The organism is Halomonas sp. McD50-4, assembly GCF_022348135.1.
Taxonomy (GTDB): Bacteria; Pseudomonadota; Gammaproteobacteria; order Pseudomonadales; family Halomonadaceae; genus Vreelandella; species Vreelandella piezotolerans.
Genome location: NZ_JAKRFG010000014.1, coordinates 97381 through 109082, shown reverse-complemented (window position 1 = coordinate 109082; position 11702 = coordinate 97381). Strand labels below are relative to the sequence as shown.

The 11702-nt window shown below is 61.2% G+C and carries 10 protein-coding genes; 2 read left to right on the top strand and 8 right to left on the bottom strand.

Annotated features, from left to right (window positions below; all coding sequences use genetic code 11):
- Positions 1-109 precede the first annotated feature (109 nt).
- The 3 genes from MHM85_RS15685 to purE all read right to left on the bottom strand — a co-directional run bounded on the left by MHM85_RS15685 (position 110) and on the right by purE (position 2438).
- Entirely contained in the window at positions 110-535 is a 426-nt protein-coding gene (locus tag MHM85_RS15685) for a hypothetical protein (protein WP_239286409.1), read from the bottom strand.
- 223 nt (positions 536-758) lie between these two features.
- On the bottom strand, positions 759-1889 hold the full coding sequence (locus MHM85_RS15680) for a 5-(carboxyamino)imidazole ribonucleotide synthase (RefSeq protein ID WP_153843779.1): 1131 nt from the start codon (positions 1887-1889) through the stop codon (positions 759-761).
- 33 nt (positions 1890-1922) lie between these two features.
- Entirely contained in the window at positions 1923-2438 is a 516-nt protein-coding gene (gene purE / locus MHM85_RS15675) for a 5-(carboxyamino)imidazole ribonucleotide mutase (protein ID WP_139526746.1), read from the bottom strand.
- A 216-nt stretch (positions 2439-2654) separates the two neighbouring features.
- On the opposite strand from purE, the gene MHM85_RS15670 reads away from it, so the two are divergent.
- Positions 2655-2927, top strand: a complete 273-nt coding sequence (locus MHM85_RS15670) for an XRE family transcriptional regulator (protein WP_139526744.1) — start codon at positions 2655-2657, stop codon at positions 2925-2927.
- A gap of 52 nt (positions 2928-2979) precedes the next feature.
- Here MHM85_RS15670 and chrA read toward each other — a convergent pair whose 3' ends face one another.
- From chrA to MHM85_RS15650, 4 genes are all read right to left on the bottom strand, one after another.
- Positions 2980-4176, bottom strand: a complete 1197-nt coding sequence (chrA, locus tag MHM85_RS15665) for a chromate efflux transporter (RefSeq protein WP_153843781.1) — start codon at positions 4174-4176, stop codon at positions 2980-2982.
- Between the two features lie 87 nt (positions 4177-4263).
- Positions 4264-5949 (bottom strand): dihydroxy-acid dehydratase, encoded by a 1686-nt coding sequence (ilvD, locus tag MHM85_RS15660; protein ID WP_153843782.1) that lies wholly within the window; start codon positions 5947-5949, stop codon positions 4264-4266.
- A 95-nt stretch (positions 5950-6044) separates the two neighbouring features.
- A complete protein-coding gene (locus tag MHM85_RS15655; protein ID WP_239286408.1) occupies positions 6045-6338 on the bottom strand; it encodes a helix-turn-helix transcriptional regulator in 294 nt (97 codons plus the stop codon).
- The gene (locus tag MHM85_RS15650) at positions 6335-6562 is read right to left on the bottom strand and encodes a type II toxin-antitoxin system RelE/ParE family toxin (RefSeq protein WP_239286410.1); all 228 of its coding nucleotides are present in this window, start codon (positions 6560-6562) and stop codon (positions 6335-6337) included. Before MHM85_RS15650 ends, MHM85_RS15655 begins: the two co-directional genes overlap by 4 nt.
- A gap of 236 nt (positions 6563-6798) precedes the next feature.
- Here MHM85_RS15650 and recC point away from each other — a divergent pair, with 236 nt between their 5' ends.
- Complete coding sequence (recC, locus tag MHM85_RS15645; RefSeq protein ID WP_219861352.1) at positions 6799-10362, top strand: exodeoxyribonuclease V subunit gamma; 3564 nt, start codon at positions 6799-6801, stop codon at positions 10360-10362.
- A 10-nt stretch (positions 10363-10372) separates the two neighbouring features.
- On the opposite strand, the gene pncB is transcribed toward recC, so the two are convergent.
- Entirely contained in the window at positions 10373-11548 is a 1176-nt protein-coding gene (pncB, locus tag MHM85_RS15640; protein ID WP_139526737.1) for a nicotinate phosphoribosyltransferase, read from the bottom strand.
- Between the last annotated feature and the right edge of the window lie 154 nt (positions 11549-11702).

The window sequence follows — 11702 nt, the reverse complement described above, 5'->3', positions numbered from 1 at the left end:
CGGCGGGAGCAGCTTCTTGAGGATGGCTTCCCGGCGCTCATCGGAGTACTTCATCGGAACCTCGTCACGCCCCACATCGTTCAGAGTCTAACAGCCGTTGACACTCCAACTAGCTTGACAGTGTGGGCACGCCTGACAGCACAATCACGAGAAAAGCCACATAATCCGTTTGCTCACCCTGAAACATCAAGACGCCACCGCCGCCCCATGTGCACCCCGCCACCAGCGCTCCCAGAGCGAATCGCCACAGCCACTGGGCCTTTGCCTGCTCTTCCAGCGACGACTGCAAAAAACGACGGGCGTCACACAACCGCCAGGCAGACACGGCCAAAAGGACGATAAACCACATCACTACATGTGCCGTATCCATTACGTTTCGCATGACGGCCGCTAATACGAGAGCACCTAAAATGCCTGCTGACACAGGCTGCCAGATGTTGGCGTAAAGAAGGCGCACTTTTTCGCTGCGTAAACGCATGGTGTCTACCGAGCATGGTTGAGGAAAATCACTGGGCAAGCCTGAAGACGTTATCATGGGCAAGACACCATACGTTCAGTGATACGGAGAGCGACCTTTCACATAGGTAATGCCTTTCACGCATTCGTGGGTGAACGGTGGCGACATCCAAACGACATGGTCCTTGTATCATGGTGGCGTCGTTTGAGGAGTCCTTGTCACAAAAATTCACCTCCATCGCTGGGGCATCCAACGATGGAGGTGAAGTAGTAAAAGGCGAGGGGTCGACCTGTAGGAATCCCTATAGCATGGATTCGAAACTCCACGCCACGGGAGGCGCATCGGGAATCAATGCTTGGCAAGCACGCACTTTCTCTAACAGCTCGGCGTGGGTGGCGGCCACGACGTTGACATGCGCCAGCTTACGCCCAGGGCGCTCTTCCTTGTCATAGCGGTGTAGATGCGTGTCGGCCATGGCCAGCAGCGCAGCATTGTCGCCTTCCAAGCCGATGACGTTCACCATGCAAGTGGGCGCAGTGGCGTTCGTTGCGCCTAATGGCAAACCTTGCACTGCCCGCAGATGGTTCTCGAACTGGCTGGTGACGGCGCCATCCATCGTCCAGTGGCCAGAATTATGCACTCGCGGGGCCATTTCGTTGGCCAACAGGCTGCCGTCGCGGGTTTGGAACAGCTCCAGCGCCAACACGCCAACGTAATCCAGCTCGTCAAGCAGCGCACGAATATAGCTGTCGGCCGTCTGCTGAACGCTGGCGTCCAAATCCGGTAGCGGCGCCACGGAGTAGCGCAGAATGCCGCCCACGTGTTGGTTTTCGGCCATGGGGTAGAACACCACCTCCCCATCGCGGCCGCGCACGGCAATCATCGAAACTTCGCGAACGAAATCGACGAACGCCTCGACGATGAGCTGTGAATGGCCAATGGCCTCCCACGCCTCTTGGGCCTGCTCTGGCGCTTTCAGCACCGCTTGCCCTTTGCCGTCGTAGCCTTCGGTGACCGACTTGGCTACCACCGGGCAGCCCAGCTCGGCGGCGGCGGCGGCGAGCTGCTCAGCACTTTCCACCACGCGGTAGGCGGGCGTGGGAATACCTAAGCGGTCGAACAGCGCCTTCTCTTCTACTCGGTTCTGGCACACCGCAATGGCGCGACTGCCGGGATACACCGGCTTGTGCTGCTCGATCTGCTGGACCAGCGCCACGGGCAGGTGCTCGAACTCGTAGGTGACCACGTCGACCTTCTCGAGGAACGCCGCCAAGTGCTGGTTATCAGGGTCGACGATCACCTCACCGATGCCCGCGCTGGGGTTACCGGTGGTATCCAAAAACGTGAAGGTATTGCCCAGCGGATAGCCTGCCAGCGCCAGCATACGGCCGAGCTGACCCGCCCCAAGAACACCAATGTTTTTTGCAATCATACGGTTTGCACTCTGTCCGCTCATGAGGGCTACCTATTGGGCTTGGTCCGCTTCGGGGCGCGGATCGGGGTTGTCAAGCACCATCTGCGTCTGTTCGGCACGGAAGGCATCTACGGCGTCGCGCACGGCGCTGTCGTGCAGGCCAACGATTTGAGCCGCCAGCAGGCCAGCATTGGTGGCCCCCGCTTTGCCGATGGCCAGCGTCCCCACGGCAATACCGCCCGGCATTTGCGCAATCGAGAGCAGTGAGTCCAGGCCTTTCAGCGCTTTGGACTCCACCGGCACGCCGAGTACCGGCAGCGCCGTTTGTGATGCCACCATGCCAGGCAAATGAGCCGCTCCACCGGCACCGGCCACGATGACTTGCAAGCCGCGCTCGGCAGCGCTTTTGGCATAATCGAACAGCAAGTCAGGCGTGCGATGCGCCGACACCACGCGAGTCTCGTAGGGAACGCCCAGCCGCTCCAACATCGCCACCGCGTGCTCCATGACCGGCCAATCGGACTTCGACCCCATGATCACGCCCACTTTGGGTGCGCTGTTCGACATGCAAAACTCCTCGGCCAACGGCCTAACATAAGCTAGAAAGCAGTCCATAAGCCGTGCAAAGCGCGGCTCACTCAGAATTAGGAAGGCGCATAGTTTACCAGAGCCACGGGCGTTTGCGGGCGTGGTGAGGCGTGTGAAATTTTCCTCGAATTAGGCATTGAAAACCGCGTGAGTTGGCGGCATTGTGTGTTTGTCATTTCAGACTGATGGAGTCACATGAGTACGGCATACTCGACTGCTCACGCAGAAGCGATGGATCCTCCGCGAAGCAGCCCTGACCTCGATGTCAGGGAACTTGAAAAACGTACGCGCCTTATGCGCATCATTACCCGCCTGATCGCCGTATCAGATCTGGGGAGCCGTGAAATCGCCCGCCGGGCTGGCTTACCCGTTCAAAAGATCAGCGACCTGCTCGCCGGAAGGCTCGAGCATCTGGACATCGACGAACTGAATGTCCTGCGTCGCACGTTAGAGCCGGAGGCGCCATAGTAGCCACGCCACCTCCCGCTCGATACCCTCTTTGAGTATCTTCCCGCCCCGATTACAGGGGCGGAATCATCACGCCGCCCAGCGCCACCAGAATGACGACGAGCCAAGCAGGCAGCTTCCACACGGAGAGCAGCAGAAAGCCCGTCAATGCCAGCACGAACGCGTAAGGCCCCACGATGGCACTGGTCCACACCGGCTGATAGAGCGCCGCGCCTAAAATCCCCACCACCGCAGCGTTGGCACCGCGCATCAGCGCTTGAGCGCTTCTCCACTGACGGAACTGATTCCAAAAGGGCAGCACGCCGACCAGCAGCAAAAACCCCGGCACAAAAATCGCTAGCAGTGCTAACAGCGCACCCACCAAACTAGGGATGCCCGGCAGCAGCGCTCCCAAATACGCCGCAAACGTAAACAGCGGCCCCGGCACCGCTTGTGCCGCGCCGTAACCCGCCAAAAACGCATCCGCCGTGACCCAACCCGATTGCACCACTTCCGCTTCCAGCAGCGGCAGCACCACATGGCCGCCGCCAAATACCAGCGCCCCTGAGCGGTAGAAGGCATCGACCACGTTCAACCAACCGGCGCTTCCGGCTAACAGCGGTAAGAGCACCAACAGAATGGCGAACAGCGCCAACGCTAACGTGCCCGCTCGGCGCGACACCGGGAAGTGCAGCGATTCGCTGGACGCCGATGCCGTGCTGTCGCGGCACAGCAGCAAGCCCGCCGCGCTGCCCAACACGATCGCCGCCACCTGACCCAGCGGCCCGGTGACCACTACCACCGCAAACACCGCCGCCAAGGCAATGCCCGTGCGAGTTTTATCCGGGCAGAGGTTGCGCGCCATGCCCCACACCGCGTGGGCCACGATGGCCACCGCGACGATTTTCAAGCCGTGAATGATGCCGCTGGCCACCCGGCCCTCCAGCACGGCGGCACCCAGTGCAAACAGCACCAACACGATGGCCGAGGGCAGTGTAAACGCCAGCCACGCCAGCGCGGCTCCCCAGGGGCCAGCACGCATCAACCCTAAGGCAAAGCCCACCTGGCTGCTGGCGGGACCCGGTAAAAACTGGCACAGCGCGACCAAATCGGCGTACGCCTGCTCGCTGAGCCACTGGCGGCGTTCAACGAAGGCCGTGCGAAAATAGCCCAGGTGCGCCACCGGCCCGCCAAACGACGTCAGCCCCAGCGCTAAAAACGCCCAAAAAACCTCGCTAGCGCGTCCTCGAATCTTATTTTCTACCGCCATCATGCCCACCGTTTACTCATTAAAAAGCGCAAAGCGTTGAGGGTACGCCTTGCGCTTGACGACTTAGTGACAGCCTAACCGGACAGGTTACTCTTGGTCGGTGACGGCCCCCGTGCTTGCCGAACTGACCAGCCGCGCGTACTTGGCCAGCACGCCGCGGGTATAGCGAGGCGTAGGCTGCTGCCAGGCCGCGCGGCGGCGCATCATCTCGTCATCGCTGATGTGCACGTCGATGGTATCGGCTTCGGCATCGATGGTAATGGGGTCGCCATCTTCGACCAGCGCCAGCGGGCCGCCGTCGAACGCTTCCGGCGAGACATGCCCCACCACGAACCCGTGACTGCCGCCCGAGAAGCGACCATCGGTAATCAGCGCCACGTCGTTACCCAAGCCACGCCCCATGATGGCTGAGGTGGGCGTGAGCATCTCGCGCATGCCGGGGCCGCCCTTCGGGCCTTCGTAGCGGATCACCACCACGTCGCCCGCCACCACGGTGCCATCGTTGATACGCGCCTGGGCTTCCTCTTCCGAGCCAAACACCCGCGCCGAGCCGCTAAAGCGGGTGCCCTCTTTGCCGGTGATTTTCGCCACCGCCCCTTCCGGCGCTAGATTACCGAACAGAATACGCAGGTGGCTTTCGGCTTTGATCGGGTTACCCAGCGGCGCGATGATCTGCTGATCCATCGGGTAGGGCTCGACATCGGCGAGGTTTTCCGCCAGCGTTTTACCGGTCACGGTCAAGCAGTTGCCGTTGAGCAGTCCAGCGTCCAGCAGAATTTTCATCAGCGGCTGAATACCGCCAATCGCCACCAGCTCGCTCATCATGTAGTGGCCGCTGGGGCGCAGGTCGGCCAGTACCGGCACGCGCTTACCGATCTCGGTGAAATCGGCCAGGGTCAGCTCGACGCCGATGGTGCGCGCCATGCCGATCAAGTGCAGCACCGCGTTGGTGGAGCCACCCAGGGCAATCACCACGGTCACGGCGTTCTCGAACGCTTCGCGGGTCATGATATCGGAAGGCTTGATGTCTTGAGCCAGCAGCGCCAACACGGCTTCGCCTGCAGCTTTGCAGTCGTCGCGCTTCTCTTGGGAAATCGCGTTCTGCGCCGAGCTGCCCGGCAGGCTCATGCCCAGCGCCTCGATGGCCGAGGCCATGGTGTTGGCGGTGTACATGCCCCCACAGGAGCCAGGGCCGGGAATCGCCGTCTCTTCGATGTTTTTCAGCTCGATCAGGTCGATGTCGCCACGGGAATGGGCGCCCATCGCCTCGAACACCGAGACGATATCGGTGTGGCCCTTGCCGGGCATGATGGTGCCGCCATAAACGAACACGCTGGGGCGGTCGAGCCGTGCCAGCCCCATCACGCAGCCCGGCATGTTCTTATCGCAGCCGCCAATCGCCACCAGGCCATCGAACCCTTCGCAGCCCGCCACGGTTTCGATGGAATCGGCAATCACCTCCCGCGAGACCAGCGAGTACTTCATGCCTTCGGTGCCGTTGGCAATGCCATCAGAAATGGTGATGGTATTGAACACCACGCCTTTGCCGCCTGCGGCATCAGCCCCATCGCGGGCGAGCTCCGCCAACTCACCAATGTGGCTATTGCACGGCGTCACCATGCTCCAGGTGGACGCGATACCTACTTGGGGCTTTCGAAAATCGTCATCGTTGAAGCCCACGGCGCGCAGCATGGCGCGGCTAGCCGCTTTACCGGGGCCATCAACCACCGGGGCAGAGTGGCGGCGGGTACTATGATTGGTCGGCTCGGTCATCACGGACTCCTCTCAATGGCATGGCAAAGGCCACAGCTTGGCGGCGGTAAGCCGATGACGCAAGAAGAGTTCCAATATTGCAACGCGCTGACTGCTTAATGGGTTGGCTGTTTTTGTCGTTCAACATGTACTGTCAGCTCAAAACCGCAGGCGTGTGCATAGCGCTGTAGTGTTTTCCAGCCGGGGTTACTGCTTCCCCGCTCCAAGCGGCTAATGTTACTTTTTTGTGTATCCAAGCGTTTGGCAAGCTCTTCTTGGGTCAAACCGGCACGCTGGCGCATAGAAATCAGTGTGGAGGCCAACACAAACTCCGGTGCCAAACGTTCATACTCCGTCTTCACTTCAGGGTTTTGTAACGCCTGCTCTTTTAGTGCCTTTAAGTTCATCATGGCTGCACCTCGCGCTGTCTTGTCCGCGCTAACGTTAACGCCTGACGTGGCGTTTTTTGGCTTTTTTTGACGAACGCATGAAGAACAACAATATGTTTTCCATGTACATAACAAAACAGAGAACGACCAATCCCCTCTCTTGCCTTTGCCCTAATTTCAAACAAACCGTCGCCCATCGATTCCGTGTGTGGTGGCCCAAGGTTAGCGCCATGAGTCTCTACCATCTCCAGCAACCGGAGTATTCTGGCCTGTATTTTAGGCGGCATGCCTAGAATTTCTTTTCCACCCCTGGGTAAAACTCAACTTGCCAGTCCATAGCCCACCCCACCAAAGTTATCCTTTATGATAACTCAAGGCGTATAAAAGTTCCTACTCCAGATAGACGCGAGTACTCCCAACTTATGGCACCATAGCGTCACCGCACCCCGTAACGCCGATTGCCGTGAAGGAACGCCGCCGTATGCATGCCAATGCCTTGTTCTCCCCCACCTCGCTGACGCCCGGGTTTATGGTGGTGCACGCCAATCGCCTGGAGGATTTACGCGGGCTGGCAGTGGAGTGGATGCGGCTGCACCCGCTGGGGCCGCTAGAGAACGAAACCATTCTGGTGCAGAGCAATGGTATTGGGCAGTGGCTAAAGCTGGCGTTAGCGGAAGACCCTAAGAACGGCGGTGCGGGCATTGCGGCGGCGCTGGACGTCATGCTGCCCGCGCGGTTTTTATGGCAGGCCTACCGCACGGTGCTTACCCACGTTTCCCAACACGCCGATGCCGTGCCGGAAACCTCGCCGTTCGACAAGTCGCGCTTGGTCTGGCGGCTACTGCGCCTGCTGCCTACGTTGGCCGGGCAACCAGTGTTCGAGCCGCTGGCGCAGTTTCTAGAAACCGACCGCGACCAGCGCAAGCATTACCAGTTGGCCGAGCGGCTAGCAGACCTGTTCGACCAGTACCAAGTGTACCGCGCCGACTGGCTGGACGCCTGGGCCAACGGCCACGATGTGCTGATTACTGCCAAAGGCGAGCACCGCCCATTGGAAGAGCATCAGCGCTGGCAGCCTTCGCTGTGGCGCATCCTGCGTGACGATGTGGCCGCCACCCAAGGCGAGGCCGGGCTGAACAGCAGCCGCGCCCAGGTACACCAGCGCTTCTTGAAAGCCACCGAAAAGTTAGAGGGCCAAGCCTGCCCGCCGGGGCTGCCCCGTCGGCTGATCATTTTCGGTATTTCGTCGCTGCCCCAACAAACCCTGGAAGCCCTGGCAGCGCTCTCCCGCTGCTGCCAAATCGTGCTGTGCGTGCACAACCCCTGCCAGTTCTACTGGGCGGACATCATCGAGCACAAAGACCTGCTACGCGCCCAGCGTTATCGTCAGCGGCGCAAAACCGGCATGCCTGACACGCTGGACGTACTAGGCACCGGCGATGCCGATGACGCCCTGCACCTGCACGCCCAGCCGCTGCTGGCCGCCTGGGGCAAGCAGGGCCGCGACTACCTCCGCCTACTCGATGAGCACGACGACGCGGGCAACTACCAAACGCTTTTCGAGCAGCAGGCGCTGCGCATCGATATGTTCGAGCCGTTCAGCGGCGAGGAGCGCCACTGCCTGCTCAGCCAACTGCAAGACGATATCCGCGAGCTACGCCCGGTGGCAGAAACCCAAGGCCACTGGCCCGCACTGCCCGAGCACGACGACTCCATCGTGTTCCATATCGCCCACGGCCCCCAGCGGGAAGTGGAGATTCTCCACGACCAGCTGCTGGCCGCCTTCAGCGCCGACCCCGCCCTGCGCCCGCGCGACATCATCGTCATGGTGCCGGATATCGACCGCTACGCGCCGCACATTGAAGCAGTATTTGGCCAGCTGCCCACCGACGACCCGCGGCATATTCCCTATACGCTCTCCGACCAAGCCAGCCGCCACCGCCTGCCGCTGATGATTGCGCTGGAAAAGCTGCTACGGCTGCCGGAGCTGCGCCTGTCGGTGAGCGATTTACTCGACCTGCTGGATGTACCCGCCCTGCGCCAGCGCTTTGGCCTAGAAGAGCGCGACTTGCCAGTACTGGAGCGCTGGATGGAAGGCGCGGGCATCCGCTGGGGGCTGAACGCCCAGCAGCGCCAGCGGCTGGAGCTGCCCGGCGGGCTGAGCCAAAACACCTGGGCCTTCGGCCTGCGCCGCCTGCTGCTGGGCTACACCGTGGGCGACGGCCACGCCTGGCAAGGCATCGAGCCTTTCGATGATATTGGCGGGCTGGAAGCGGGTTTGGCGGGGCCGCTGGCCACGCTGCTGGAGAAGCTCGACGCCACCTGGGAAACCTTCTGCCAGCCCACCGATGCCGCCACCTGGGTCGCGCGGCTGCGGGCGCTGCTGGAAACCTTCTTCCTGACCGATGATGCTCAAGAGAGCATCATGCTCACCAAGCTGGAAAACGGCTTACAGCAGTTGCTGGAAAGCAGCCAGGAAGCCGAACTCGACGACCCGCTGCCGCTCTCCATGGTGCGGGAGCACTGGCTAGCGCAGATCGATGAGCACAGCCTTTCCCAGCGCTTCCTGGCCGGGGCGGTCAACTTTGCCACGCTGATGCCCATGCGCGCCATTCCCTTCAAGCGCGTGTGCCTGCTGGGCATGAACGACGGCGACTACCCCCGCTCCCAGCCGCCGCTGGATTTTGACCTGATGGGCAGCGACTACCGCCCCGGCGACCGCTCCCGCCGGGAAGACGACCGCTACCTGTTTTTGGAAGCGCTGCTCTCCGCCCGCGACCAGCTCTACGTGAGCTGGGTCGGCCGCAGCCAGATCGACAACTCCCCGTTGCCCCCCTCGGTACTGGTGGGCCAACTGCGCGACCATTTGGAGGCTGGCTGGCAAACGGAAAACGGCGCGCCGCTGCTGGAAAGCCTCACCACCGAGCATCCGCTGCAGCCCTTCAGCCGCGCTTACTTCAACCATCCGGCAAGCCGACTGTTCACCTATGCCCACGAATGGCGGGAAGTACACGCCCCGCGCACGCCCGCCGCTGCGAGCCGCACGCTGCCAGCGCCGGAAAACGCCCCCACCAGCCTCTCGCTTGGGCAGCTAGGCAGCTTTCTGCGCGAGCCGGTACGCAGCTTCTTCAATACCCGGCTGGGGGTCTATTTCGAGCAGGAGGCAATGGCCGAGCTGGACGCCGAGCCCTTCGCGCTGGATGGCCTGCAAAATTGGCAGCTCCAAGACCAATTGATTGCCGCCCAGCGCCACGCGGTGGATCACGGCCAGCCGCGTATCGAGGCATTGCACGAGGCGCTAGAGCGCTTTCAAGGCCAAGGCGTACTAGCCATGGGCGCGTTCGGCGAACGCATGCGCGCGGCACTCGCCGATCCCATGGAGGCGCTTTTCAACGCCTACGAAGAGGCGCTAGACGCATGGCCGCATCCCCTGCCCGACAGCCTGATCCACTTCGAGGCCCACGGCCTAACGCTGGAAGAGCCTTTGGGCGAGCTGCGCCAGGATGAGGAAGGCCAGCGCTGCCGCCTGTTGCTGCTCAGCAGCAGCCTGATTAGCCAGGGCAGCGGGCGCGGCCAATACCGCTGGAGCCACCTGCTGCGCCCCTGGGTCGCCCACTTGGCAGGCAACCTCAACGGCCCGATGACCACCCTGCTACTTTCCAAAGCCGGACACGTCACGCTGGAGCCGATGGATGCCGAGACCGCACGCCAGCACCTAGAAACCCAGCTCGCCGCGTGGCAATCGGGCCTAGAAACCCCGCTGCCGCTATCCCCACAGGCCGGTTTTGCCTGGCTGGCCAAGCAAGGCACGCCGGACATGGCACAAGAGAAAGGACGAGAGAGCGACGCCTACGCCGCCGCCGAAGCCGCCTATGAAGGCGGCTACAAAGTGACCGGGGAAGTAGCGCAAAGCGCCTATCTAGGCCACCAATGGCCCCGATTCGAGCGGCTGTTTTTCGAGCAGGCCAACGGACATACTTTTGCCACACTGACCGAATCACTTTACGCACCGCTCTTTTTCGCTGTTAAGGGCAAAAAGGAGTAAAGCCACACGGCTAGGAACGGCCCATGCTGAGGACTTTCTTCGCCAACGCAATCATCTCCGGGTCGCCGGTGTGCTTGGTAGGCACATCGGAGAGCTTCACCACCGGCAGCCAGCCCTGCCCTTCGGGGCGGGCCTCGACCATCTTGATCACCATGTTCATGGGCGCCACGCCAATATCGTTGGTGAAGTTGGTGCCAATACCAAACGCCATGCCAATTCGCCCCTGGCAGAACGAACGAATGCGCTCCACTTTTTCAGGCGTCAGGGCATCGGAGAAGATGATGGTTTTGCTCAATGGGTTGATGCCCAAGCGCTGATAGTGGGCCATGGTGGCATCGGCGAACTCGATGGGGTCGCCGCTATCGTGGCGAACGCCGTCGAACAGCTTGGCGAACTTCTTATCGAAGCTCTCGAAAAAAGCACGAGTGGTAAAGGTATCGGTCAGCGCGATGCCCAAATCGCCCCGGTAGACATCCACCCAGTGCTCCAGCGCCAAGCTATTGGCCATTTTGAAACCAAAACGAGCGCCGTGGAACATGAACCACTCGTGAGCGTGGGTGCCGATGGGTTTTACCCCATGGCGCATCGCCAGCAGTACATTGCTGGTGCCACTAAACGCCTCACCGCCGTAATAGCGCAGCGCCTGCACGACCCGGTCGTGTACCGCAAACGAGAAGCGCCGCCGAGTGCCGAACTCGGCAATCTTCAGCCCGTGCTGGCGATACAGCTCGATCTTCTCGCGGGTGCGCTGCTCGATGAGCGCTTCGTCCTCTTTGGTCACCGCCACGCCACGCAGTTGGTACCAAAGCTCGCTAATCACCGCCATCAGCGGCACTTCCCATAAGATGGTGCGGTACCACGGGCCTTCGATCACCACCGACAGCTCGCTGCCCTGCTGCTCGATCGTGACCTCACTGGGGTCATAACGAAAGCCCGCCAGAAAATCGAGATAGGTGGGATCCAAATAGGGGCAGGTGGTTTGCAGGTAGCGCTTCTCTTCATCCGACAAGCGCAGCGTCGCCATGCGATCCACTTCACCGCGCAGCGCCTCACCAAAGCCCTCGGGAAACGCATGCTCACCGCGATTGATGAACGCGTAGCGGGCGTGGGCATAGGGGAAGCGTTTGATCACGGCATTCTGCATCGTGATCTTGTAAAAATCGTTATCCAGAAGCGAGGTCAGCATGAGATCCCTTCACCAGCATCAACAGATCGCCAAGAGCGGCTAGCCCATTAGATTACCAGTTGGCGACGATACCTCACAGCCTAACCCCTGTTTACTGTGGCTAGCAGGTGGGCGAACGGCTATCTGCTATCGTGAGTAGAGTGCTACCATTTAA